This window comes from Paenibacillus stellifer, from assembly GCF_000758685.1.
Lineage (GTDB): Bacteria > Bacillota > Bacilli > Paenibacillales > Paenibacillaceae > Paenibacillus_AQ > Paenibacillus_AQ stellifer.
Window position 1 is genome coordinate 1,507,165 of the sequence record NZ_CP009286.1, and the last position, 23,321, is coordinate 1,530,485.

Sequence of the window (23,321 nt, forward strand, 5' to 3'; positions counted from 1 at the left end):
ATGGACACGAACATTCGCATGGCCATCTGAATAAACATCCTCAGAAGAATCATCATGATTCGGCGCATCATAATTCAGCGAATCATGATCCAGTGAATCACAGGCATACCGGTCATGAGCATATGGATCACCATCATTCAGGCCATGGTCACAGCCACCATCACGGGCCAGCCAACTATAACCGGGCATTTCTGATCGGCATTGTGCTCAATACGGTCTTTGTGGCGCTCGAGGCGGTTTACGGGATATTCAGCCACTCGCTGGCGCTGCTCGCGGACGCGGGACATAATCTGAGTGATGTGCTGGCTCTTGTCCTCGCATGGACCGCAAGCCTGCTGGCGCGGAGAATTCCGACGGAGCGCCGTACTTACGGTTACCGCAGATTCTCGATTCTGGCGGCGCTCTTTAACGCGCTGTTCCTGCTGGTTGCGATAGGCGCGATCGTCTGGGAAGCCGTAGGTCGCTTTCATGATCCGGCGCCTGTAACAGGGCAGACGGTGATCTGGGTCGCCGCCGTCGGCATTGCCATCAACGCGGCGACCGCCATTCTGTTCATGTCCGGACGTAAGGGGGATCTAAATATCCGCGGCGCCTTTCTGCATATGGCGGCGGACGCGCTCGTATCCGTGGGCGTCGTGATCGCGGGTATCCTCATTTCCTATACCGGCTGGCTGTGGCTCGACCCTTTGAGCAGCCTGATCGTTGCGGTTGTCATTTTTGCGGGAACCTGGGGACTCCTCAAGGAGTCGGTCGGTCTGTCGCTGGACACCGTCCCGGGCGGAATCGACGCCGCTGCGGTCAAAGCCTACCTGGGCTCGCTCCCCGGAGTGCTGGGGGTTCATGACCTTCATATTTGGGGGATGAGTACGACGGAGGCTGCTTTGACGGCCCACCTCGTGGTGAACGACAGAACCGGGGAGGACGGAATGCTCCGGGAGATTGCGAAGGAGCTGCATGAACGGTTTGATATCGGGCATGCGACGATCCAGATGGAGACGGAAGCCTACATCTGCGGTCTTTTTCCCGATGACATTGTGTAATTCAATCCATGTGCAATAAAATCAATCCAACGTAAAGAAGGCATCCCCCGGGCAGGGAGATGCCTTCTTTTGTTCCCGGATAATACTGATGACCTACCCGGATTATACTCTGATCATCCTGCCCTGATAACACCGATGAACCTATAGCCAGCTCTGTAGGTCCGGTTCTATCCCAGAACCGTCCAGCCCTTCGGGAAGCTCGTCAGCGTGCGGGCGCCGGTCTCGGTAACGAGGATATCATCCTCGATCCGGACGCCTCCAAGCCCCGGGACATAGATGCCGGGCTCTACTGTAAAGACGTTGCCGGCTTCCATAATATCTTCGTTCAGCCCGTGCAGCGACGGATACTCATGCGTATCCATGCCCAGCCCGTGGCCCACGCGATGGACGAAATATTCGCCGTAGCCGGCTTCTTCGATGACAGCACGGGCAGCTTGATCGACCGAGCCGTAAGAGGCTCCGGCCTTGGCGGCGGCGATGCCGGCTTCGTTCGCGGCCAGCACGGTTTCATAAATGGTCTTCAGCTCGGCGCCTGGCTCTTCTCCGAACGCAATTGTTCGGGTGATGTCCGACGCATAGCTGTTCGCGAATACGCCAAGATCGAACATGACGAGATCGCCAGGCGCGATCTTCCGGCTGCCGGGAACGCCGTGCGGCAGGGCGGTATTCGGGCCGGACAGCACCATGGTATCGAAGGACGGCCCCGAAGCGCCGAGCTTCTTCATCAGGTAGTCCAGCTCCGCCACAAGTTCAATCTCGCTGACGCCTTCTTTCACGCGGGTCAGCCCCTGGCGAAGCACTTCCTCGACCAGCTCGGCTGCGTGAACCATCCGGTCGATCTCGGCGGGCGATTTGATGGCGCGCATCTTGCGAAGCATCGGCCCGATATCGGAGAAGCCGGCCGCAGGCACCTCTTCGGACAAAAGCTCAAAGCGAGCGAGCGACATCTGCTCCTTCTCGATGCCGAGCTTGCCGGGCTTGCCCTTAAGCTGGCAGCTCAGCAGCTTGTAAGGATTGTCGGTATCGGTGTGGGTGACGATGGTCTGAACCGAAGAGGCCGCGCGTGCGGATTCGGCGTCGAGCGCAGGGACGATCAGCACCGGCTCTTCGCCCCGTTCCAGGAGAAGTCCCAGAAACCGTTCATGCGGATTGCTGGCGAATCCGGTCAGGTAGTAGACATGCTTCGGATCGGTCACGAGCAGAGCGTCCATTCCCTCTGCGGTGATTTCCCGTTCCAGACGTTTCAGCGATTCATTCATTGATGTTGCTCTCCCTTCGAGTTCACGGTATCCCTGACGGCAATGAGACTATTATAGTCTATTGCGCGGTGGGACGCACGGCCGGTGATTTGTTGCTGATACATGATCTGCTAAGAGGAAGTGGAAATGGCATCCATATCATAAAAACAGCGTAAGGCTAAGGCCGAAAGGAACGGGAGTCAGTTCCACGGCCAGGCTTACGCTGTTTTTCGGTTTTATTTGCAAACGCTGCCGTCCAGTCCGTTCGTTATGGCGCCAGCTCTTCGATCAGTGGATGGGGGCTGCCCTCGTAGAGTCCGCCGTGGTAGCAGAGCACACGGGAGACCGGCCGGCCCTCCAGCTCTCCAGGAAATGCAGAGCCATGTCCTTGGCCGGGCCGGGCATCATCTCAATCCGCTCCCGGGTGAACTTGATGAACGGCAGATCGCCGGTCAGGTAAGGGATATCATCGGCGTGGGCCAGCAGTTCAAGCTCCGGAATCAGATTGCTCAGCTCAAACAGATTGCCGATGTGGTCGATGTCCTGGTAGGTGATGATCACCCTTTTGATGTCTGACAGCTGCAGCCTCTTCTTATTCAAACGTCTCCTTCAAGGAGCTGAACTGGCCCGGCATGCCGGAATCGACAAGCGTCAGCCCGTCTTCATCTGCCAGCAGCGACGGAAAAATCTGAGTCGGCCCGAAAAGAGGGGACAGCATGGGAACGTTAAGCGCGTAAATGGATGGAGCAAGCTTCATCAGGTTCGGGACAATGGTCCCGAGTCACTTCCTTTCCATAAGTTGTGCCGATTCCCCCATCCGTCCTGTTTGGTGTACGATGGGAAGAAAAGGAGGAGCGACATGCACGAACAAATCGCTATCGTTACCGGAGCCAGCGCCGGCATGGGGCTTGCCACAACCATAGAGCTCGCCCGAAGGGGAATCCGGGTTGTGATGGCCTGCCGGAGCCGCCAGCGCGGTGAAGCCGCCCTCGAGGAGGCGAAGCTGCGGAGTGGCAGCTCGAAGCTAGAGCTTATGCTCTGCGATCTCGGGTCGCTGGCAAGCATCCGCAGCTTCGCGGCGGAATTCAAGGCGAAATATCCGGTGCTGGATATTCTGATCAACAACGCCGGCGTGGTCGCGGTCAAACGGCAGCTGACCGAAGATGGCTTCGAGCAGGACTTCGGCGTGAACCATCTGGGCCACTTTCTGCTGACCCATCTGCTGCTTGAGCCTATAAAGGCTGCGGAGCGAGGAAGAATCGTCGTTGTGGCGTCCGGCGCCTACAAGGTCGGAGCGCTCCATCTGGACGATCCGACACTGTCCAGAGGCTTTAACCCGGCCAAGGCCTATGGCCGGTCCAAGCTGGCGAATATATTGTTCGCCAGAGAGCTGGCCGAGCGGCTGAAGGGAACCCGGGTGACCGTGAACAGCCTGCATCCCGGAGCTGTAGGCACGAGCCTTGGAGTGAACCGGGATAACGGCTTCGGCAAGGGCGTCATGAAGCTGCTCTCGCATTTCTTCCTGACGCCGGAGCAGGGGGCGGACACCGCCGTGTATTTGGCGACCGCGCCGGAGCTTGCCGAAACGACGGGACGGTACTTCTATCGCCGGAAGGTCAAGGAGCTGACGCCCAGGGCGGAGAGCCGGGAAGAAGCCGGACGGCTCTGGGAATTCAGCCTGCGCGCGGTCGGGCTGGCCGAAGATTGAGCAGGCTCTCTGGGCTGTGGGAGGACGTCACGGCATAGACGGCAAATCCCCGCGGGCAACGGCGGCGGTCCTCATGAATGCCGATCCAGTTGACCGCTGCGCGTCACTCGCCAGTGTGAGTAGCTGGTAGGGAACCTGCACATCAACATTGCTTCCATTTTATGTACTGTCCGCACGTTGTTCTCCGTTTCCAATTGACTTGACCGGGCATATGAATTACGTTTGAATGAGCAGGATGCGGGTACATGCAGCTTGTACCTCCGCTAGCCTTAGAGTAACGCCGCAGCGAGACGTTTGTCAAAAACTGGACCGGCGGCCCGATGGAGGATGAAGACATGAATTGGGAGAACAGCAGGATCGAGAACGCTGTGCAAGGCGACCTGCCGGAAATCGTTGAGATTTACAATTCCACGGTAGCGGGACGGATGGTAACGGCCGATCTGGAGCCAGTCACTGTTCAGGACCGTCTGCCCTGGTTTCACGAGCATAGCAGCAGCCACCGGCCGCTGTGGGTATTGAGAGCGGACGGCGGCATCGCCGCCTGGCTGAGCTTTCAGTCGTTCTATGGACGCCCGGCCTATAACGGAACAGCCGAGCTTAGCATATATGTAAGCGAGAAATTCAGGGGAACGGGAGCCGGCAGCCTGCTGATCAAGCGGGCGATTGAGGAATGCGGGCGGCTGAAGCTTCAGAATCTGGTAGGCTTTGTATTCGGGCATAATGCGCCGAGTCTGGGGCTGCTGGAGAAGTTCGGTTTTGAGCGCTGGGGGCTGCTGCCCGAGGTGGCGGATATGGATGGGGTGCTGCGCGATCTTGTCATACTGGGACGGAAAATCTGACGGAACACCAGGAATGCAGGACGGGCCGGGATGCAGTTGCTTCCGGGAAGCAGGCAGAACAAAGTAGGGAAGCGGCATTTGCCGCTCCCCTCTAGGGTCTATGGATAGGCGCCTCAAGTCCGGCTGCCCTGACCGGCCCTAACAAGGGGCCGGTCAGGACCGGTCTGGCTTCTCGCGGCAGATCGAATCCGCCTCGATCCAATCATGCGACCAGTGCTCCAGGTCGCGGATGACGGATTCCAGCGCCAGACCTTTATCGGTCAGTGAATACTCGATGCGCACCGGCGTTTCGGGAAATACCATCCGGCGGACAATGCCTTCCTGCTCAAGATCCTTCAGTCTTTCGGACAGGAGTCTTCCGCTAAGAGGCAGAGCAGCTTCAATTTCGCCGAAGCGCTGCGGCCCTTGAAGAAGCTGGTAAATGATCAGGCCGGTCCATCGTTTGCCGATGATATCCATGCTTTTTTGCAGCCGGGGACACAGGGAAGTCTGCTTCATGATTCTCACCTCTTGCACACTATTATAAACGAAAAAACAAACCACTAAAACAAATTTGAAATAAACGGAGACGGAAGGAGATATACAAGAATGGCGAAGAAGAAGAACACCCCGCCCGCTCCGCGTGCGCCGAAGGCAGATGCCCAGCCTACGCTGAAGGATCTGCTCAGCAGCGAAGTGCTGAACAAGCTGAAGGCGCAGGCTGACGAGCTGAAGCAGGAGGAATCCAGCCGCAAGGAAGCGGAGCGCAAGGCCGCCGAGGACGCGCGCAAGGCGGAGCAGAAGCGGCTGGACAATGATTTTTCCCATCTGCTGGAGAACAGCGATCCGAATTGGCGTAATTATAAATAACCGGATTTATACCGGTTTTTGGCTGGATTCATGCAAAAAACACTACCGCGGGGCTGTCGTCAAGAGCGAGAACGGCGAATCCTCTCCGGCAAAGGAGACGGTCGAGAACGAACTCGTTCAGAACACGAACGCCTTCAAGAACGGAAAGATTGTATATCTGGACCCGAATTACTGGTAGCTGTCCGGCGGAGGACTCATCTCGGTCAGCGAAATGGTCAAGGAAGCGCAGACTATGCTGGAGTAGAGGTTGAATTGTTTTTCAATAAGAAAAATGTGAACTGTCCGGTGCGTGCCGGGCAGTTTTTTTTATATCTGAAAGCCGCGAAATCCTCGTCCGTCCCGCCGTTTTATCCCCTTTTCCTTTTTTCTGCCAAAAATTAAAAAGTTGTTACGAAATCGGGGGTGCTGTGGGAATAATATAAACATGTCGCCGTTTTGAGGCAGCACAATTGGCAAGGAGAGTTCACCATGAATATGAGAAAAATAGGGATTATCGCAATTGTATTCGCCGTGGCTGCCGTCCTGACGGTTCATTACGGTTTCGAGAGGGGGAAACGGCCCGTTCATTTTGTCATGGGGAACCGGGTCATACCGTATTCGGGACCCTTCGATTACAAGGGGCATGAGCTGATGGTGCCGAAGAACGTCGCGGAACATCTGCTTGGCATCAAGATCGATTGGAAACCGGCGCCGGCTCTTCCCAAAGGAGTCCATTACCGGGACAAGGTGGCGGTTCTGATGTACCATCATCTGTCCACGAAGCCGCTCTTGCCCTCCATTCTCTCGGTTAACCGGTTCGAGGGGCAAATGGAGCTGCTGAAGCAGGAGGGCTATCATGTTATCACAATGAATCAGTACCGGAAGTTTATGCTGGATGGGGGACAAGTGCCGGATAACGCTGTGCTGCTTACGTTTGATGATGGCTATGAGAGCTTCTACAAGCTGGCGTATCCTGTTCTGAGAAAATACGGCTACACCGCAACGAATTTCGTCATCGTCTCCGACGTCGATAATCCCGGCAAGGGGGGTCTGCCCAAGCTGACCTGGGCGCAGATGCGGGACCTGAAGAAATCCGGTATGAGCTTCTACAACCATACCTATAATTTGCACTATTATGATGTGGTGGATGCCGAAGGCGGCAAGCAGCCGGCTCTCTCGGCGCTGCTCTACATCAACGATGAGAACCGGAACGAGACGAACGAGGAATATTACCGGAGAGTGGAGGGGGATCTGGGTAGGGCGGAGCTGAGACTGAAGCAGGAGCTCGGCAACACCGACTCGGCGCTTGCTTTTCCTTACGGCGCTTACAATGACCGGGTGCTGCAGGCGACATCATCGCTCGGCATTCCGCTGACCTTCACGGTGAAGGAAGGACTGGCGCAGAGAGGCGTACTGAACGCGGACCGCATCAACGCCGGAAGCAATCTTCGCACGCCCCGGCAGACGATCGACCGGATTCTCCGCTACGTTCCGAAGCAAGAGCTGCTTGTCAACGGGCAGGGTGCGGCGGATCAGACGGCGCCGGAATACAAGATGGGCAAGCTGTTCGTTCCGCTGGACGACATCTGCCGGTCGCTGCATATCACGATGGACTATGACCGCTCCAGCGGGACGGTCCGGCTGACGCCGCTGCTGCAGGCGGGCGCCGGCACGGCGGCACACTCCCAAGCCGTGCACGCATGACCTCCCGCTGTGCAGCTTCGCCGCAAGCTTTGCACCGCCTGTCCTCTCTCCGTGCATTGCTCTGTCCTTGTGCAGTGTCCTGCCGCCTTCCAGGTAGACCTGCGCCGCCATTCGTCGTACAATCAGGAAACAGCAGGAACCATTCTAAACGGGGAGCTGACCAGAATGAAAGTAGGAGTCGTATCGGATACGCATATGACGCGAATGGCGAAGAAACTGCCGAAGGCGCTGACAGAAGGGCTGGCGGGAGTCGAACTGATTCTGCACCTTGGCGACTGGGTCGATCTGGAGATCGTGGACGAATTGGCCAAGATTGCGCCGGTTGAAGGAATCGCCGGCAACAACGACGGCCGTGAAATTGTGGAGCGTTTTGGAGAGCAGAAGATCCTGACGCTTGCGGGCGCCCGCATCGGGATGATTCACGGGCACGCGCCTTACTCGGGCAGAGGTACGGACGGCAACGCGCTGAAGGCTTTTGCCGGTGAGCAATTGGACTGCATTCTGTTCGGACACTCCCATCAGCCGCTGCTGCGCCGGGAGAACGGGCTGTTGCTGTTCAATCCCGGCTCGCCAACCGACAAACGGCGGGAGAAGCTGTATTCCTTCGGTCTCATGGATATTGAGGATGGAAATATTGAAGCACGCCATGTGTTCTACGAGTAGAAGGGGTGAGAGGAATGCCGCTGCAGCTGCGGGAGCTTGAACTCCAGGAGGACAGAGATCTCTATGCCATGGCCCGCGAAATCGGGCCTGGTGAGAACGGCTTCGTCAATACGCTGTACACCTCGGGTTACCCGAGGTTTGTTAGGCTGCTGCCGGTGCTGCGGGATTATGCCAGCGGAATCGGCCTGCCGCCGGGCCAACCGCCCCAGACGCTGTATGTGCTGTACGACGGGCAGCGGCCTGTCGGCTATGGCAAGCTCCGCCACAGGCTGACGAATTCTCTCCGCGTGACCGGCGGACATATCGGATACTGCATCCGTCCCTCGGAGCGGAGGAAGGGCTACGGCTCGGCGCTGCTTGCCGAAGTGCTGGAGCAGGCTGCCGGAATCGGCATTACCCGGGCGCTCCTCACATGCAACGAGGACAATCTTGGTTCGCGGAGAGTGATCGAGAAGAACGGCGGCAGACTGGCCGAGCTTGAGAACCGGTACTGCCGCTACTGGATCGATCTGGCTGCGGAGCAGCCTTCCTCCCGGCTCGGATAAGTCCAAATGTTGTGCCGATTACTCCATGTTCGAAAGACACCTGCAAATCTAAAATGACGGTAGAACAAGATTTGCGAGGGGAGCGTTATCGGCATGGGATTGTACACGGTTGTAAAGGCGGGGCTGAAGGATCTGGACTCTATCGTTCCGCTGTTTGATTCATACCGGACCTATTACGGGCAAACATCCGATCCGGAGAAAGAGCGGAGGTTTCTGGAGGAACGGCTGCGCCTGAAGGAATCGGTCATCTTCCTGGCACTTCAGGGGAATACGGAGGGCGCCGGGGAGAGCAAGCGGAAGGCGGCGGGCTTCGCACAGCTGTATCCGTCCTTCTCTTCCCTTACGATGGAGAGGCTGTGGATTCTGAACGATCTGTTCATCGAGGAGGAAGCGCGGGGAACGGGCGCAGGCACCCTGCTGCTGGAGGAAGTCCGGCGCTATGCGCTTGAGACGGGCAGCAAAGGACTGACGCTGGAGACACATCCGGACAATATCGCCGCGCAGAGTCTGTACGTGAAGAACGGTTATGTCAAAGATGACGAGTTTGACTGCTATCAGCTTTTTTTCTAAAGAGGTATTTTCAGGATACAGGAGATAAGGATAAGGAGAATGAAAGTGGAGAGTAACGGTAACCGTGCTGTGTTCTTTGACCTGGACGATACGCTGTACGATCATCTCGTTCCGTTCCGGGACGCGGCGAAAGAGGTGCTGAACCTGGACGGAATAAGCCCCGACATGGCGGAGCTGTTTCACCGGGTAAGGCATCACAGCGATCTGCTGTGGCCGAAATATTTGAACGGGGAGCTTGGCCTTGAGGAGACGAGGGTTCGCAGGCTGGAGCTTGCGTTTGAGGAATTCGGGATCTTCCTGACCCGGGAGCAGGCAAGTCGAGTGCAGGAGGCATACATTGGACGCCAGTACAGCATCGAGATGATCGAAGGCGTGCTTCCGCAGCTCATGCGGTTCATTGAGCGGGGGGATGTCGTGGGCATCATCACGAACGGACCGAAAGATCACCAGATGGGCAAAATCCGCGGACTTGGCGTGGACAAGCTCATCCCATCCGAGCGAATCTTCATTTCCGACGCCGTCGGCATTGCGAAGCCCGATCCGGAAATCTTCGCTCACGTCAACCGGAAGACGGGAACGGCGCCGGAGAACAGCCTGTACATCGGGGATACCTGGCATAACGACGTCGTCGGCGCGCTGGATGCGGGCTGGAAAGTATGCTGGTACAATCCGCGCGGACGGGAACCGGGAACGGGACATACCCCGACGCATGTGTTCCGGAATTACCGGGAATTCGCGGAGCTTTCACTGTTCTAAATACCAGAGCTGCAGCTGACAGAGCGATTACGTATATGATGCAAAAAAGCGGTCCGGCATATTTGCCGGGCCGCTTTATGTTCTAACAAAAGCCTTCGCTTCTCAGTTGCCGAAGCTGTACGTAGGGTCGGTCAGCACGAGCCGTTTCTTGATGCCCGGCGTCGCATAAATCTTGTTGTCGTCGGTGATGAAGAAGCCTTCGACCTTCTCCGGGAGAGCCTCCAGGAATTTGAGCCCGTCATCCATGCCCATCAGGAACACGCCGGTCGACAGGGCGTCCGCGTCGGTCGCATTCGGGCTCATGATGGTCAGACTCTTCAGGCCGTTCTGGGCCGGGAATCCGGTGCGGGGATCAAGAATATGGTGATACCGCACGCCGTCCTGCATGAAGAAGCGCTCATACACACCGGAGGCGTCGATGACCTCGTCGTTGATCTGGATCGTGCCGAGCTGTGTGCCGCGGCTCTGGTCCGGGTCCTGCAGCCCGATGTTCCACTGCGCTCCGTTCGGCTTGTGACCGAGCCCGATAATGCTGCTGCCGCCCAGATTGATCATGGCGCTGTTCAGCCCTTGCTTCTTCAAATATTCGGCGATCATGTCGGCGGCATAGCCCTTGCCGATCCCGCCGAGATCAAGAACCATGCCTGTCCGCGCGAGCTTGACTGTCTTCGCCTGCTCGTCAATGATCACGTCCTTGTAGTTGGTCAATGCCTTGGCCTTGTCGATCTCGGCCTGGGGCGGAACATGATCGCCGCCGTTGCCGATGTTCCACAGGTCGACCAGCGGGCCGATGGTCGGGTCGAACAGCCCGTCCATTTCCTTGGCGTATTCAACGGATTTCTTCACGGCATCCATCGTTTCATCCGATACCTTCACGGCAGACTTGCCGGCAGCCTCGTTGATGCGGTATACTTCACCGCCTTTTCTGGTCCGGCTGAACTCCATATCCATACGTTCCAGGATAGCCTGGATATCGTCCATATTTTGCTGGGATACCTTGTCGCCGAAAATCTTGATGTTGACTACAGTATCGTAAATGTAGAACTGCTGCGAGAGCGATTTGGTCTCTCCGGCGGCCGGGGTTGTTTCCGCTGACTCTTTGTCCTTACTGCTTGCAAACAGCCATGTTCCGACGCCCGCCGCAATCACGATCACAAGCGCGGCCAGGAGCAGAGCTGCCTTTTTGTTCTTGAACATATCCCACCATCCATACATAAGATTCTTGATCACATCATTCTTATCATAACCCAGAGAAGACAGAAGGGGTAATAGTTTCCTTAAAAATTTGTCTTTGACGGGTGTTTACTATATAATTGTAAGTAATAATCACTAGGTAACCAGTAATTTGGCTCTGAGGAGGATAATGAGATGAAAATAGAAGTATGGTCTGATTTTGCCTGTCCGTTCTGCTATATTGGCAAAAGAAAGCTGGAGCATGCGCTTAGCCAGTTCGAAGGGCAAGGCAGTGTGGAGGTGGTGTACCGGAGCTTCGAGCTTGATCCGAATGCGCCTGTAAGCGAGAGCCGGGACATTCACCAGGTGCTTGCGGACAAATACGGCATGTCCTACGATCAGGCCAAGACGATGAACGCACAGCTTGCGGAGCAAGCGTCGGGCGCGGGCCTTGATTTCCAATTCGATTCGATTAAGCCCACCAATACATTTGACGCTCACCGTCTGAGCCATTTGGCGGCAGCACGCGGTCTGGCAACCCCAATGACGGAGCGGCTGCTGAAGGCTTACTTCACCGACGGTGTGAACCTGGGCGACCATGAAGTGCTGGCGTCGCTGGCCGCCGAAGTTGGCCTGGAGGAAGCCGAGACCGCGTCGCTGCTGGAGTCTGACGCGTACGCGGAAGACGTCCGGGCCGATATCGGCACAGCCGCCGGGCTTGGCGTAACCGGTGTGCCATTCTTCGTCTTCAACAATAAATATGCGATCTCCGGCGCCCAGCCGGGACCGGTATTCACCGAGGTGCTGGAGACGGTATGGTCCGAAGAGCAGAAGCAGCCGGAGCTTAAAGTCATAAGCTCGTCTCAGACCAGCGGCGACGGCTGCGCGGACGGTTCCTGCAGCCTGTAATTCGTCGAGGCAGCGTTTCGCTCGGGGCGCTCCGCTCAAGGCGAGTAGAGCCTGCACTTATGCTGCGTTTTGCCGGGCAGAGCCCTGCCCGCCATATAACAGCCATAATACCGTCATATACCCCCGCATATAAGAAGCCAAAAGCCTTCCCCGTCCGGAGAAGGCTTTTGGCTGTCTGCTAACGGAAGAACGCAGCAGAGCGGGATGGAAGTCAGTGCAGGGAGGTAGCCAGACTCGACACGAGCGTTCGCACGTCGTACTGGTAATGATGAACCGGCGCCACCGGCTTGTTGATTCCCAGCAGCTTATAGACTGCGATTCTTGCGGCGCGCACCGAGTATTCCTCGGTGAACACAACATCCTCGGGAATTTCGCAGAATTGGCCCACCATCGCGAGATTCGTCGAGCCGTCCGGCACAACCTTGGGCCGGTCGCCCAGCGCCCTTGGCATGAACTGCGAGGTGATGAAAGGCATCATGCACGGAATGCAGTTCGCCGTCGCCATGATGGTGTCTCGGTGCTGCCCGAAATGCAGATGTCCGATCAGCTCGGTCATAATCTCTTCCCCGGTGCACTCCGACATTTTCTTCTTCACGAAGTCGCCTTCTTTATCGACATTGAGGCCGTAGCCCCAGAATACCCGCACATGCTCCGGCTGATTGCGGAAATGCGGCTGATAGGCCAGCACGATGGACATCAGCCAGGACGAATCCTTGAACGTAACGAGAGCGCCCGTTCCCGCGCGGTTCCCTGAGAATTTCTCCATCAGGTCGAAGAAGACCGAGTCGCTGAACGTCACGGTAAATGACTCCCACTTGGAGCCGTCGATATGGTCATCGAACGGAGACGGATTGCCAAGCCCTGGCTTCTTCGCAGCAAGGCGGTCCCACAGCTCCCATGAGCTTCCCTTGCCGTTCAGGACGGGAGGGGCAGTCATGGAGCCCAGACTGGAGCTTTCGGTCATGGAGCCGTTCGTTACGATAACGAGGTCTCTGTCCCCGACCGCAATTCTGTCCTTGACGTCGCCTTTCAGCACATGTATGCCCGTTACGGTAATGCCTTCGCCCTCCTTGAAATCAAGATCGGTCACGGTGCATTTCAGGGAGAAATCGACAGATTGCTTCTCCAGATATTTTTTTAGCGGCAAAATGACGGAGTCATATTGATTGTAAGGCGTCCGCGTGACTCCTTCGAGGGTGTGAATTCTCGGGAATTCATGCATAAAGCGGATCATATAACGTTTCAGCTCGACGGCGCTGTGCCAGGGCTGGAAGGCGAAGGTCGTCGCCCACATGTACCAGAAATTCGTCTCGAAGAAATGCGGCGCGAACCAGTCGTTAATGTGGGCTGTGCCCATTTTGTCCTCGGGAGTCAGGATAAGCTTGCCCATGGCAAGCCGGTCGGCCATATCGAAGCCCATCGAAGACGAATTGATGATCTCTCCGGCAGCGTTCACCAGTCTGGCCCTGGAATGCGTAGGGTTGGCATTGTCGAAGGCGGTGATCTCCTCGCGGACCGATATTTCCGGATGATCGAGCGAAGGGATGGAGGCAAGCAGGTCCCACAGATTTTCGTAAGTCTCGTCATTGAGCATCCGTCCGCCGCGAATAACATAGCCATGTTCCTCACTGCCTGCACCGTCGTTGCTTCCTCCAAGAATGTGCAGCTCTTCGATGACATGAATGCCGCTTCCCGGAAAATCGCAATCCCGAACGAGAAAAGCGGCAGCCGCAAGTGATGCGATTCCGCCGCCTACCAGATAAACCTGTCTGCCTTCATAATCCTGTCTCATAGACAATCTCCTCCACATAAGTGTATTGGACTATCTGTCTTAGAGTGTAAGGCGAAGCGTTTTCAAAAGGTATCGTCAATCCAGCCGAAATGTCCGGTTTTTAGTCATATAGAATAAACTGTCTAACTTTTCGACATAGGCTTACATTCAGAACAACGTATGCTCATACTTGCTCAGCGCTGTGAGGAACTGCCCCTCAAGCAGAACGCTCAGCCGTTCGATCATAGCCTGCGGGTTCTCCCTCATGCCATCCCTCATCCATTTAATAACGAGTCCGCTAAAAGCGAGCGTATAGAAATTGGCGATAAACTGCTTGTCCTGCACGCTGACGTTCATGTTCGCGGCCAACTCGTCGATCACGCCCATAATGAGTTCATTCGTCACGGCATACAGATAGGCATCCAGGTGATTCCGGCCGAGCGATTCCAGCGTATTGCAACAGAATGCACGGTTATTCTGAATATACAGAAAGATCCGGCAGAACCCGTCGGTCCAGGTATCATAGCTTCGGTAAGCGGAGATGCTGCCAACGGCCTCCTTCTTGTAAATCCAGCCCAGCAGCTCGAACAGATCGTGAAAATGGTAATAGAACGTTTGACGGTTGACCCCGCAATCGTCTGTTATTTGCTTGACGGTTATTTTGCTCAGCGGGGTATGCTCCATTCTTTTCTTCAGACATTCGGCCAGCGCTTTTTTGGTCAAAAGGGAATTTGGCATATTCATCCACCTCTCTGCCCCATCATAACGCAGCAGAGGCTCAATAGTGAAGAACCCACACCATGAGAAGGAAGACTAGGCATGCCGCAATTTGAATCCAGGAGAGGATGGCGGAGGCTTTGTGTTCCCGGGTCATGCCGTTAACCCTGTAGTATTCTCTGTCCACTGTGAGAAGCAACAGGGCGGAGAATGCGGATATAGCCGATGTGAAAAAAAGCATACGAAACATCGATTTCCGTCCTTCCTGCCGGCACCGGATACCGGCTTACGTATCTTTGAGCCCCACTCGGCGTATTGTCAGTCTGATGCGTAACTCGAGACTTACAGTCGGATACAGTTCCTCCCAGTCCCATTTGCTGTGCACATTCTTCTTCCAGTAAGACTGGTGATGCGCCCTTACGCATTCGCCTATGCCAAAAATATCGGACCGGTCCTTTTGAGTCTGCTGGAACAGCAGGCGCAGAATTTGTTCCGTGTCCTGCTCGAATTCCTTCTCGAGTGCATGAAGATCGGCCGATGTACGGATTGGCTTGCTTGTGTTATAGTGCTCGTCCAAATCGCCTTCCAGATCGATGTCGCAGATCACATGCGGCTTCCCGTTCCGGATTACGGTTCGTTTCTTCGAATGCCGGGAAATGGTGCGGCTCATCACATCACCGTATTTACCCGTCTTGAACAGTACGGAATATCCGCCGGGGTCGATTCCCTGAAAAGCCATGTAGGCGCCGATGTCGAGCGGCTGTGTCGTCCCGGCCAGTTTGTCTCTGCTGAAGTAGGCCAGTCCGTCGATGGTAATATTTTCTTTGTTGCGGATCGAGACGTAGGGCAGAAAGCCGTCCCGGCCCCATTTGGATTCCGCAGACCAGAAGTCTCCGATGAAATCCTGCGGAAATTTCCCGCTCTCGACGGCTCGGTCCATCATCGACAAAATATACAGGGTAGGCACGCGCTGCAGAGGAGGCTGGACCTTCATGAAGTTCTCGGCTTTCTGGCCCGTAACGAGCAGCCACGTTCTGCGTCGGACTTCCGGATTGCGGCGAAGATAATCATTAATCTCATCCAGCCCGTGCCGGGCGAAATCCTCGCTGATGACTATAATCCGAAGATGGATCAGATACCGGGGCTCGGCCAGTTTTTGCTGAAGATTATTTAGGCAGTCGTCCAGCGAATGTCCGTCGGCACTGACAACCCATACCGGATTCCCGCTGTCGCCGCCTCCTTCAGAGCCCGGACCGAGCGGAACCCTGCCGGGAACGGCGATCTGGGCTGTGATATGCAGCATATACTGACCCGGCTGGTTGTCGAGATGCGTCGTCTTCAGTTCGGCTTTGGTGTTCGTGTCCTGTACCTCATCGATCGCAAGTCCAAGCACCAGGGCGCGTTCTTCGATGCTCTGCTCGTCCCAGCACCCGGTTAGCAGGAGGGAAAGAACGACAAAGAGAAACCCCGTTACGGCCAGCTTCCACATGTTCCTGCTCATTGGGGTGTTCCCCTTTTTTTGCGGACAACAGCCACAACATAAAGAACAAGAGGGTAGATCATGATGTACAGATTGGCAAGTGCCATACTGTAGGCGGCGCTGTAGGTTTCGAAAATGTTCTTGGGAACAAGGGAGAGCAGGAAGACTACCGGCAGAAGAAAGCTGCATGCCGACCGCTGATCCCGCAGCGATAATAGTGTCCGAAGCGAATAGGCAGACAAATAGAACGTGCTGTATGCGGAGGTGAAGACGGAAAATACCCATATGATGATGAATAGGGCATCCAGCCGCTCCAGCACATTGCCGCCTATGCTGGTAGATCGGGCGGCCTCCAGCGTCGGATAGAACAGAAGCTTTGTCTCTTCGGCGCCGAACATTCCGACGACTGATGCGGCAATCAGCGCATACAGGACACCGATAGTGCCCACTGCGGCCGACATGACGCCGAGGGTACGCCGGGGACGCTTCATGAACGGGACCAGGAGAATGAAGATGAACGAGCTCTGGTACAGGCTGCTGGAAGCCACTGATCCCTTGAAGAAGCTATGGACGTTCCCGCTTATGACCGGCAGCAGATTGAGGTGATCAATATCGCGGAGAGAGGCAAGAATGATCCCCGCCAAAGGAAGAATAATCAGCGGCAGATAGAAAAAATGAATCTGGGCGAACTTGATCACACCTCTCCGGGAAGCGAAGAGACAGAGCAGGAGCAGAATGAGAATTACGGCCTCGATAGGCGTCTTCCGGAACAGCACGATCAGCGCGACCTCCCCGAACTGCCGGGCGGTCAGTGCAGTGACCACGAGAAAGAGAAGACAGACGATAGCCGTAAGCAGATCCGCCGGGACCCGACCGATCAGCCTGCGGCTGAAGAGAAAGAGATTCTCTCTCGGAAACCGCTGGCAGAGCAGTACGGCGGGAAGCAGGCCGACAAAGGCGAGAGCGGTTCCTCCTATGGCGACCAGTGGAGCGCCGCTTCCCCCGGCATTGGCCATATATCGGGGGAAGCTGAGGATGTTGACTCCGATTACGGTGCTAATGATGACGCTCGTCGCCCGGAGTGTCGTGATCTGGCGCGGGATGTGACTCATACCATTCACCTTTCTGGCTGAAGATTCGGTCCCACATCTGCTTGGTTGTACCTTGGCGGAGCTTGGTCATGTCCGGAGTGTTCAGAAAGCTGGGCCGTTTCTTAATCCACCACAACGGCGCCCGGATAACCGTATCCTTGAAATCCCGCCATTTGCCGAAGACGAACGGTGTCATGTAAGGCACGCCGAACGATTCCAGGTACAGCAGATGGTTAATAATCATAATGGTGCCGGCCATTACGCCATACAGCCCGAATGTTCCGGCCAGAATGACAAGCGGGAACCTCAGCATGCGGAGCGAGATGGCCGCGTTATAGGCCGGGGTGGCGAAGGAGCCGACCGTGGTCAGCGCGACGATGACCACGGTGATGGGACTGGCCAGTCCGGCTGAGACGGCGGCTTGGCCAATAACCAGCACCCCGACAATGGACAATGCTCCGCCGACCATCTGCGGCATACGGATGGTTGCCTCCCGCAGCACTTCCATTGAAATTTCCATGATCAGCACTTCCAGAACCGCCGGAAAAGGTACGCCGGCCCTGCCTCCTGAAATGGCTACGGCGAAATTCGTGGGAATCAGCTCCGGATTAAACGAAATGACGGAGACATAGAGCGATGGGAAGAACAAGGAGAAGAATAAGGCAGCAACACGGATGAACCGGATCAGACCTGCGATGATGAAGCGTTCCGAATAATCGTCTATCGTCTGGAAGAATTGGTTGAACAGCGCCGGGACGAGCAGGGCGAACGGAGATCCGTCCACGAGGATAGCGGCTCTTCCTTCCAGCAGAGCGGAGGTTGTCTTGTCGGGACGCTCCGTATTCTGGATCTGGGGGAACGGAGACAGCGGATATTCCTCCATGAACTGTTCCAGATATCCCGATTCAATGACGCCGTCTATGTCGATGTCGGACAGCCTCTTCATCACTTCTTCGATCAAACCCGGGTTTGCAATACCGTCCAGATAACAGAGGGCAACCCGGGAAGCCGTCCGCCGGCCGATCGGATTGATGACGGTTTTGAAATCGGCGGTCTGCAGACGCCGCCGGAGCAGCGACAGATTGGCCTCCAGGTCCTCAATAAACCCTTCCCGGGCGCCGCGGATTACTTGCTCGGTCTGCGGCTGCTCGATTCCGCGCTTCTCGATGCTCCGCAAATCGAACGCAAGTCCCTCTGTAGCTGTGCCGGCCAGCAGGACGACGCAGCCCTGGGACAACGCAGTCAGCAATTCGGGGAGACTCTTGATTGTGGAAGCCCTGGTCAGTTGGGTGACCCGGCTCCAAATCAGTTCCATCAGCTCACTTGGGCCGTCTTCGTCCTGCTCTGCGGGCCAGGTCTCGCGCATTAGCGGCTTCAACAGATGCTCCAGCAGATTGGCTTTGTCGACGATGGAGGAATAGAACGTCAGCGCCGCCTCATGCCGGCCGAAGAGCTGAAACGAACGGATGACGAAATCCCCATTATCGCCGAGCAAGGATTGCAGCATGTCCAGATTGTCCTGAAGAACAGGACTGATCGGTTGTTTCTGCGCATGGCTGCTATCGCCTTCCGGCCCACCTAGCCCTGGGAGGCCTGGCCGGTTGCCGGACTGCTTCTTTTTGTAAGCCTCGTATTGTTGTGTCCAGCTGCCCATGCCCTTCCTCCTTTGCAGGTCTTGTAAATTCATTGTTCGCTGCATAAGGGCACTTTATGTACGCTCCTGAGATCGATAGCCCCGGAATCGCCCTTTTTGTCTTCATGGCGGTTGCCCCTCCGCTGCAAAGTCCGGTAAACTGGAGATAGAAAGCTTGTAAGGAGTCAATGACCTATGAATACGCAGGAACTTACGATGGAACAAGCGCAGCAGGTGCTGCATAAATATTACGGCTACCCGGATTTCCGGGAAGGCCAGAAGCGGATTGTCGCGAGTCTTCTGGAAGGGCGGGATACACTTGGCATCATGCCGACCGGCGGCGGGAAGTCGATCTGCTATCAGGTTCCGGCGATGCTGCTGCCGGGCATGACGCTCGTTGTCTCGCCGCTCATCTCCCTGATGAAGGACCAGGTCGACGCTCTCACAACGGCGGGCATTCCCGCCGCCTACATCAACAGCACGCTGACCGGCAAGGAGGTTAACGACCGCATCCGCGCCGCCCGGCGCGGCGAGCTGAAGCTGCTCTACGTCGCTCCCGAGCGGCTGGAGCTGGACTGGTTCCGCCTGGAAATGGCGGAGCTGCCGCTTGCCTGCGTCGCGGTGGACGAGGCCCACTGCGTCTCGCAGTGGGGCCATGACTTCCGCACCAGCTATCTGGCGGTGTCGCCGTTCGTGGAGGAGCTGCCGAACCGGCCGATTCTCGCAGCCTTCACGGCGACCGCGACACCCGAGGTCATGGAAGACATGACCCGGCTGCTCCGTCTGCGCGACCCCGGCGTGTTCGTCACGGGTCTTGGCCGGGACAATCTGGCGATGTCCGTGCTGCGCGGGGAGAACAAGAAGGACTTCGTCCTTCAATATGCAGCGGCGCATGGTCATGAGCCGGGCATCGTGTACGCAGCCACCCGCAAAGAGGTGGATGATCTGTACCAGCGCCTCCGCAGCGCCGGATTTGCGGCGGGCCGCTACCATGCCGGAATGAGCGACGAGGAGCGGGCGGAGAGCCAGGAGGCGTTCCTGTACGACGACATCCGCGTAATGGTCGCCACCAACGCCTTCGGCATGGGGATCGACAAGTCGAACGTCCGGTTCGTCATTCACTACAACATGCCGAAGAATATGGAGGCCTACGTCCAGGAAGCGGGTCGTGCGGGCCGCGACGGCGAGCCGAGCGAATGCATTCTGCTCTTCAGTGCGCAGGACATCATGACCCAGAAATTCCTGATCGAGCAGAACCCGCAGGATTCGGAGCGGAAGGCGAACGATTACCGCAAGCTCCAGCAGATGATCGACTACTGCTACACGACGCGCTGCCTGCGCAGTGCGATGCTCGATTATTTCGGCGAGGCCCATGAAGACAAGCCCTGCGGCATTTGCAGCTCCTGCACGGACGACCGGGAGCTGATCGACATCACGGTCGATGCGCAGAAGATTTTCTCCTGCATCCACCGGATGAGAGAGCGGTTCGGCATCGCGCTGGTGGCGTCCGTGCTGAAGGGCTCGCGCAGCCAGAAGGTGCTGCAGTACGGCTTCGACAAGCTGCCGACCCATGGCGCCATGTCCGGCCGCACGGAGAAGGAGATTACGGAAATCGTCAACGTGCTGATCTCCGAGGGCTATCTGGCCCTGTCCGAGGGCCAGTATCCGGTAGTGCGGCTGCAGCAGCCCGCCGCCGAGGTGCTGCGCGGCCAGCGCGAGGTGCTGCAACGGGCGGCCCGGGCTTCCAGGACCGGCGGCTCATCCCGTGACCGCAGCCGTGCCCGCGACTACTCGCCGTCGGCCGTCAACGAGACGGTGTTCGAGCAGCTGCGCCTTATCCGCCGCGAGCTGGCGGGGCGGGAGCATGTGCCGTCTTACATTATTTTCAACGATGCGACGCTTCGAGAGATGAGTATCGCCGCACCACAAACCGAGGATGAAATGATGTCGGTGAAGGGTGTCGGTGAGGTCAAATACCGGAAATACGGCAAGGCGTTTCTGGAGTTTTTTCAAAGCGATTCCTATTCCAATGAAGGGTAAAGGGGTTCTGACAGCATGAAGATCGTTCTCGCCACACTGAACGCCAAGTACATCCACACCTCGCTGGCCATCCGTCTGCTCAAGGCGTACAGCCAGCATGAATTCGACATCACCCTGGCGGAATACACCATCAAGGACCCGGCCATGAATATCGTCTCCGACCTGTTCCAGAAGGCTCCGGATGTCATCGGCTTCTCCTGCTACATCTGGAATATTGAAGAGACGCTGAAGCTGGTCGGTATGCTCAAGAAAATCATGCCGGAAGTCGCGATTATTCTGGGCGGACCCGAGGTCTCATATGAACCGCTGCACTTCATGAACCGGGAGCCGGGAATCGATTTTATTATCTGCGGCGACGGGGAAGAGACGTTCCATCATCTGCTGCAGGAGCTGCGGGATGAACGGCGATTTCATTTTGTGTTCGGAGCGGCCTATCGTAAAGGAGAGGAAGCAGTCGTCAATCCGCCGCGTCCCAAGAGCGATCTGAATACGCTGCCGAGCCCGCACCGTTTTCCCGAGGATGTGCCGGATTTAAGTAAAAGAATCGTCTATTTCGAGACGAGCCGCGGCTGTCCGTTCAACTGCCAGTTCTGCTTGTCGAGCGTCGAGGTGGGCGTGCGCTATTACGATATCGAGCGGGTGAAGTCGGATATTCTGTACCTGATCTCGAACGGGGCGAGGACGATCAAGTTCCTGGACCGGACGTTCAACATCAACCGGAGCTACGCGCTGGAAATGTTCCGTTTCCTGATCGACAATCACGGGGGCTGCGTCTTCCAGTTCGAGATTACCGCTGATATTATGCGTCCCGAGGTGCTGGATTTTCTGGCGGAGAACGCGCCGCCCGGCATTTTCCGCTTCGAGATCGGCGTGCAGTCGACCAATGACGAGACGAACGAGCTGGTGAAGCGCCGCCAGAATTTTGCCAAGCTGTCCCGGACGGTCATGAAGATCAAGGAGAGCGGCAATATCGACCAGCATCTCGATCTCATCGCGGGGCTGCCTATGGAGGATTACGACACTTTCCGCCGGACATTCAACGATGTCTTCGCCATGGAGCCGGAAGAGCTGCAGCTTGGATTCCTCAAAATGCTGCGCGGCACCGGACTGCGCGCCCAGGCTGCGAAGTATGACTACGTCTACATGGATCATGCGCCTTATGAAATTTTGAGCAGTCATGTGATGCCGTTCTCGGATATTATCCGCCTGAAAAGGCTGGAGGATGTGCTGGAGAAGTACTGGAACAGCCACCGGATGGATCATACGGTCAAATATTTGCTGCGGCATGTCTTTGACTCGCCCTTTGATTTCTTCCAGGAGTTCGGCAATTACTGGGAAGAACAGGGCTGGCAGCGGATCGGCCATCAGCTTGAGGATCTGTTCACCCGTCTCTACAGCTTCCTGACTCAGCGTGACACGCCGGGAATGGAGATCGTTACAGGCCTCATGAAGCTGGACTATCTGCTGGGCCATAAGTACAAGCCGCGCAAAATCTGGTGGGAGCCGATCCTCGGCAAGAGCGAATGGGGCCGCTGGCTCCGCCTGATCGCCGAGCAGCCGGAGCTGCTTGGCGCGCCGCTGGCGGGCAGCGGCAAGGCGGGAACGGCTGGAGGCGCAGAAGCGGAGCCTCCGGCCACGCACCCAGGCAGGCCCGCGGCGGAGGCCTTGGCGCCGGGGGCTGGAGCCGAGGCCGACCGGCAGAGCGCAGCTCCGGGAACGGCTGCATCCCGGCCCGCGCTGCCGGGCGAGCGCGAGCTGCAGAAGTTCGCCGCGCTGGAGCTGCTGCCGTTCCCGCTCGCCGAGGTGCTGGGCTCCCTCGGCGGCGTTGCTGCGGCGGGCGAGGCACCCGCCGCAACCGGCCCAGCCGCTGCTGGCGCGGCTGGACCTGACGGCGGCCGCAAGGAGGCTTCGGCCGCCGGGGACACGCTCCTGCTGGTGCTGTACCAGCAGGAGGAGGACGGCAGGCCGGCCGTGTACGGCCTGCCGGTGGAGTCCTTGGCCGGCGGCGGCGCGGCCAAGGCGGGCTTCCGCCAGGCCGGAGGCGGCGGAAGATTTGCTGCTGAGGCCCGCGCGAAATGAGCGGGCCGGTGGCGCTGACTCCGTACCGCGCCGGGCATCGTGAAGGCCTGCTCGCCTTCACGCTCCTGCAGGAGCAGGAGGTCTTCACCGGCATGCCGGCGGAGACGCTGGATACGGCGCTGCAAGACGATAACCGCGACCCGGTTGTGGTGGTCTGCGGCGAGGCGCCGGTAGGCTTCTTTGTCCTCCACGGATGGGACGGAATCGGGGATATTTACAGCGGGAACTCTCGCGCTCTGCTGCTGCGGGCTTACCTGATCGACCGGGCCAGCCAGGGCCGGGGATACGGCAGGGCATCCATGGCGCTGCTGCCTGGTTATGTGGAGCGTTATCATCCGGGCACGGAAGAGATTGTGCTGCTCGTTAATGAGCGGAACAGGGGGGCGGAGCGGCTGTATCTGGCCTCCGGCTTCTATGATACGGGCCTGCGGCGTATAGGGGCCAAAGGGATGCAGAAGCTGCTCCGCTATGATCTGCGGCCGCCATCTGCGCGGCCCGAACCGAATCAATGATCTCCCAATCATCCAATCTGCCCTG

Annotated in this window: 24 protein-coding genes and 1 pseudogene; 14 read left to right on the forward strand and 11 right to left on the reverse strand. The window is 57.2% G+C overall.

What is annotated here, in order from left to right:
- Window positions 1-92 precede the first annotated feature (92 nt).
- A complete protein-coding gene (locus PSTEL_RS06860) occupies window positions 93-1,040 on the forward strand; it encodes a cation diffusion facilitator family transporter (RefSeq protein ID WP_245625094.1) in 948 nt (315 codons plus the stop codon).
- Between the two features lie 167 nt (window positions 1,041-1,207).
- On the opposite strand, the gene PSTEL_RS06865 is transcribed toward PSTEL_RS06860, so the two are convergent.
- From PSTEL_RS06865 to PSTEL_RS27500, 3 genes are all read right to left on the reverse strand, one after another.
- Window positions 1,208-2,299, reverse strand: coding sequence for a M24 family metallopeptidase (locus PSTEL_RS06865; protein WP_038694390.1), 1,092 nt, complete (start codon window positions 2,297-2,299; stop codon window positions 1,208-1,210).
- 267 nt (window positions 2,300-2,566) lie between these two features.
- Window positions 2,567-2,878 carry an MBL fold metallo-hydrolase gene (locus PSTEL_RS26080; protein ID WP_052098245.1) on the reverse strand — a complete coding sequence of 104 codons (312 nt, stop codon included), beginning with the start codon at window positions 2,876-2,878 and terminating at the stop codon, window positions 2,567-2,569.
- Complete coding sequence (locus PSTEL_RS27500) at window positions 2,871-3,035, reverse strand: hypothetical protein (protein ID WP_156995810.1); 165 nt, start codon at window positions 3,033-3,035, stop codon at window positions 2,871-2,873. The genes PSTEL_RS26080 and PSTEL_RS27500 overlap by 8 nt, the downstream gene beginning before the upstream one ends.
- Before the next feature lie 102 nt (window positions 3,036-3,137).
- On the opposite strand from PSTEL_RS27500, the gene PSTEL_RS06875 reads away from it, so the two are divergent.
- Together PSTEL_RS06875 and PSTEL_RS06880 are read left to right on the forward strand one after the other, a co-directional pair.
- Window positions 3,138-3,986 (forward strand): SDR family oxidoreductase, encoded by an 849-nt coding sequence (locus tag PSTEL_RS06875; protein ID WP_038694391.1) that lies wholly within the window; start codon window positions 3,138-3,140, stop codon window positions 3,984-3,986.
- Between the two features lie 335 nt (window positions 3,987-4,321).
- Window positions 4,322-4,825 carry a GNAT family N-acetyltransferase gene (locus tag PSTEL_RS06880; protein ID WP_038694392.1) on the forward strand — a complete coding sequence of 168 codons (504 nt, stop codon included), beginning with the start codon at window positions 4,322-4,324 and terminating at the stop codon, window positions 4,823-4,825.
- Between the two features lie 153 nt (window positions 4,826-4,978).
- On the opposite strand, the gene PSTEL_RS06885 is transcribed toward PSTEL_RS06880, so the two are convergent.
- A complete protein-coding gene (locus tag PSTEL_RS06885) occupies window positions 4,979-5,323 on the reverse strand; it encodes a winged helix-turn-helix transcriptional regulator (RefSeq protein WP_038694393.1) in 345 nt (114 codons plus the stop codon).
- 90 nt (window positions 5,324-5,413) lie between these two features.
- Between PSTEL_RS06885 and PSTEL_RS06890 the strand changes: the two genes are divergently transcribed.
- From PSTEL_RS06890 to PSTEL_RS06915, 7 genes and pseudogenes are all read left to right on the forward strand, one after another.
- A complete protein-coding gene (locus PSTEL_RS06890) occupies window positions 5,414-5,674 on the forward strand; it encodes a YqkE family protein (RefSeq protein ID WP_038694394.1) in 261 nt (86 codons plus the stop codon).
- A 46-nt stretch (window positions 5,675-5,720) separates the two neighbouring features.
- Window positions 5,721-5,918, forward strand: a pseudogene (locus PSTEL_RS28925) (ABC transporter); the annotation flags it as partial.
- A gap of 224 nt (window positions 5,919-6,142) precedes the next feature.
- Window positions 6,143-7,357, forward strand: coding sequence for a polysaccharide deacetylase family protein (locus PSTEL_RS26085; protein ID WP_052098246.1), 1,215 nt, complete (start codon window positions 6,143-6,145; stop codon window positions 7,355-7,357).
- A 165-nt stretch (window positions 7,358-7,522) separates the two neighbouring features.
- Entirely contained in the window at window positions 7,523-8,020 is a 498-nt protein-coding gene (locus PSTEL_RS06900) for a metallophosphoesterase family protein (RefSeq protein WP_179944916.1), read from the forward strand.
- 14 nt (window positions 8,021-8,034) lie between these two features.
- Entirely contained in the window at window positions 8,035-8,565 is a 531-nt protein-coding gene (locus PSTEL_RS06905) for a GNAT family N-acetyltransferase (RefSeq protein ID WP_038694395.1), read from the forward strand.
- 93 nt (window positions 8,566-8,658) lie between these two features.
- On the forward strand, window positions 8,659-9,135 hold the full coding sequence (locus tag PSTEL_RS06910; protein ID WP_038694396.1) for a GNAT family N-acetyltransferase: 477 nt from the start codon (window positions 8,659-8,661) through the stop codon (window positions 9,133-9,135).
- Between the two features lie 45 nt (window positions 9,136-9,180).
- On the forward strand, window positions 9,181-9,891 hold the full coding sequence (locus PSTEL_RS06915; RefSeq protein WP_245625095.1) for an HAD family hydrolase: 711 nt from the start codon (window positions 9,181-9,183) through the stop codon (window positions 9,889-9,891).
- A 102-nt stretch (window positions 9,892-9,993) separates the two neighbouring features.
- On the opposite strand, the gene PSTEL_RS06920 is transcribed toward PSTEL_RS06915, so the two are convergent.
- Window positions 9,994-11,088 (reverse strand): FAD:protein FMN transferase, encoded by a 1,095-nt coding sequence (locus PSTEL_RS06920; protein ID WP_038694398.1) that lies wholly within the window; start codon window positions 11,086-11,088, stop codon window positions 9,994-9,996.
- Window positions 11,089-11,259: 171 nt separating this feature from the next.
- On the opposite strand from PSTEL_RS06920, the gene PSTEL_RS06925 reads away from it, so the two are divergent.
- Window positions 11,260-11,973 (forward strand): DsbA family oxidoreductase, encoded by a 714-nt coding sequence (locus PSTEL_RS06925; RefSeq protein WP_038694399.1) that lies wholly within the window; start codon window positions 11,260-11,262, stop codon window positions 11,971-11,973.
- A gap of 211 nt (window positions 11,974-12,184) precedes the next feature.
- On the opposite strand, the gene PSTEL_RS06930 is transcribed toward PSTEL_RS06925, so the two are convergent.
- The 6 genes from PSTEL_RS06930 to PSTEL_RS06955 form a co-directional block, all read right to left on the reverse strand.
- Entirely contained in the window at window positions 12,185-13,765 is a 1,581-nt protein-coding gene (locus PSTEL_RS06930; protein ID WP_038694400.1) for an oleate hydratase, read from the reverse strand.
- A 147-nt stretch (window positions 13,766-13,912) separates the two neighbouring features.
- The gene (locus PSTEL_RS06935) at window positions 13,913-14,467 is read right to left on the reverse strand and encodes a TetR-like C-terminal domain-containing protein (protein ID WP_245625096.1); all 555 of its coding nucleotides are present in this window, start codon (window positions 14,465-14,467) and stop codon (window positions 13,913-13,915) included.
- 55 nt (window positions 14,468-14,522) lie between these two features.
- Complete coding sequence (locus PSTEL_RS28930) at window positions 14,523-14,711, reverse strand: CLC_0170 family protein (RefSeq protein ID WP_038694402.1); 189 nt, start codon at window positions 14,709-14,711, stop codon at window positions 14,523-14,525.
- A gap of 36 nt (window positions 14,712-14,747) precedes the next feature.
- Complete coding sequence (locus PSTEL_RS06945; protein WP_052098247.1) at window positions 14,748-15,962, reverse strand: Ger(x)C family spore germination protein; 1,215 nt, start codon at window positions 15,960-15,962, stop codon at window positions 14,748-14,750.
- Complete coding sequence (locus PSTEL_RS06950; RefSeq protein ID WP_038694403.1) at window positions 15,959-17,053, reverse strand: GerAB/ArcD/ProY family transporter; 1,095 nt, start codon at window positions 17,051-17,053, stop codon at window positions 15,959-15,961. Before PSTEL_RS06950 ends, PSTEL_RS06945 begins: the two co-directional genes overlap by 4 nt.
- On the reverse strand, window positions 16,998-18,686 hold the full coding sequence (locus PSTEL_RS06955) for a spore germination protein (protein ID WP_084064800.1): 1,689 nt from the start codon (window positions 18,684-18,686) through the stop codon (window positions 16,998-17,000). The genes PSTEL_RS06950 and PSTEL_RS06955 overlap by 56 nt, the downstream gene beginning before the upstream one ends.
- A gap of 174 nt (window positions 18,687-18,860) precedes the next feature.
- On the opposite strand from PSTEL_RS06955, the gene recQ reads away from it, so the two are divergent.
- From recQ to PSTEL_RS06970, 3 genes are read left to right on the forward strand one after another with little or no spacing between them, the layout of a single operon-like run.
- Window positions 18,861-20,705, forward strand: coding sequence for a DNA helicase RecQ (gene recQ, locus PSTEL_RS06960; protein ID WP_038694404.1), 1,845 nt, complete (start codon window positions 18,861-18,863; stop codon window positions 20,703-20,705).
- Window positions 20,706-20,720: 15 nt separating this feature from the next.
- On the forward strand, window positions 20,721-22,784 hold the full coding sequence (locus tag PSTEL_RS06965) for a B12-binding domain-containing radical SAM protein (protein ID WP_084064802.1): 2,064 nt from the start codon (window positions 20,721-20,723) through the stop codon (window positions 22,782-22,784).
- The gene (locus PSTEL_RS06970) at window positions 22,781-23,296 is read left to right on the forward strand and encodes a GNAT family N-acetyltransferase (RefSeq protein WP_052098248.1); all 516 of its coding nucleotides are present in this window, start codon (window positions 22,781-22,783) and stop codon (window positions 23,294-23,296) included. The genes PSTEL_RS06965 and PSTEL_RS06970 overlap by 4 nt, the downstream gene beginning before the upstream one ends.
- Window positions 23,297-23,321 lie beyond the last annotated feature (25 nt).

Coding starts and splice junctions, on each gene's coding strand:
- PSTEL_RS06905 (WP_038694395.1), top strand. CDS start 8,035: ATGCCGCTGCAGCTGCGGGAGCTTGAACTCCAGGAGGACAGAGATCTC.
- PSTEL_RS06930 (WP_038694400.1), bottom strand. CDS start 13,765: ATGAGACAGGATTATGAAGGCAGACAGGTTTATCTGGTAGGCGGCGGA.
- PSTEL_RS06970 (WP_052098248.1), top strand. CDS start 22,781: ATGAGCGGGCCGGTGGCGCTGACTCCGTACCGCGCCGGGCATCGTGAA.
- PSTEL_RS06885 (WP_038694393.1), bottom strand. CDS start 5,323: ATGAAGCAGACTTCCCTGTGTCCCCGGCTGCAAAAAAGCATGGATATC.
- PSTEL_RS06965 (WP_084064802.1), top strand. CDS start 20,721: ATGAAGATCGTTCTCGCCACACTGAACGCCAAGTACATCCACACCTCG.
- PSTEL_RS28930 (WP_038694402.1), bottom strand. CDS start 14,711: ATGTTTCGTATGCTTTTTTTCACATCGGCTATATCCGCATTCTCCGCC.
- PSTEL_RS06920 (WP_038694398.1), bottom strand. CDS start 11,088: ATGTTCAAGAACAAAAAGGCAGCTCTGCTCCTGGCCGCGCTTGTGATC.
- PSTEL_RS06890 (WP_038694394.1), top strand. CDS start 5,414: ATGGCGAAGAAGAAGAACACCCCGCCCGCTCCGCGTGCGCCGAAGGCA.
- PSTEL_RS27500 (WP_156995810.1), bottom strand. CDS start 3,035: ATGAAGCTTGCTCCATCCATTTACGCGCTTAACGTTCCCATGCTGTCC.
- PSTEL_RS06875 (WP_038694391.1), top strand. CDS start 3,138: ATGCACGAACAAATCGCTATCGTTACCGGAGCCAGCGCCGGCATGGGG.
- PSTEL_RS26085 (WP_052098246.1), top strand. CDS start 6,143: ATGAATATGAGAAAAATAGGGATTATCGCAATTGTATTCGCCGTGGCT.
- PSTEL_RS06900 (WP_179944916.1), top strand. CDS start 7,523: ATGAAAGTAGGAGTCGTATCGGATACGCATATGACGCGAATGGCGAAG.
- PSTEL_RS06880 (WP_038694392.1), top strand. CDS start 4,322: ATGAATTGGGAGAACAGCAGGATCGAGAACGCTGTGCAAGGCGACCTG.
- PSTEL_RS06945 (WP_052098247.1), bottom strand. CDS start 15,962: ATGAGCAGGAACATGTGGAAGCTGGCCGTAACGGGGTTTCTCTTTGTC.
- PSTEL_RS06950 (WP_038694403.1), bottom strand. CDS start 17,053: ATGAGTCACATCCCGCGCCAGATCACGACACTCCGGGCGACGAGCGTC.
- PSTEL_RS06925 (WP_038694399.1), top strand. CDS start 11,260: ATGAAAATAGAAGTATGGTCTGATTTTGCCTGTCCGTTCTGCTATATT.
- recQ (WP_038694404.1), top strand. CDS start 18,861: ATGAATACGCAGGAACTTACGATGGAACAAGCGCAGCAGGTGCTGCAT.
- PSTEL_RS06865 (WP_038694390.1), bottom strand. CDS start 2,299: ATGAATGAATCGCTGAAACGTCTGGAACGGGAAATCACCGCAGAGGGA.
- PSTEL_RS06910 (WP_038694396.1), top strand. CDS start 8,659: ATGGGATTGTACACGGTTGTAAAGGCGGGGCTGAAGGATCTGGACTCT.
- PSTEL_RS06955 (WP_084064800.1), bottom strand. CDS start 18,686: ATGGGCAGCTGGACACAACAATACGAGGCTTACAAAAAGAAGCAGTCC.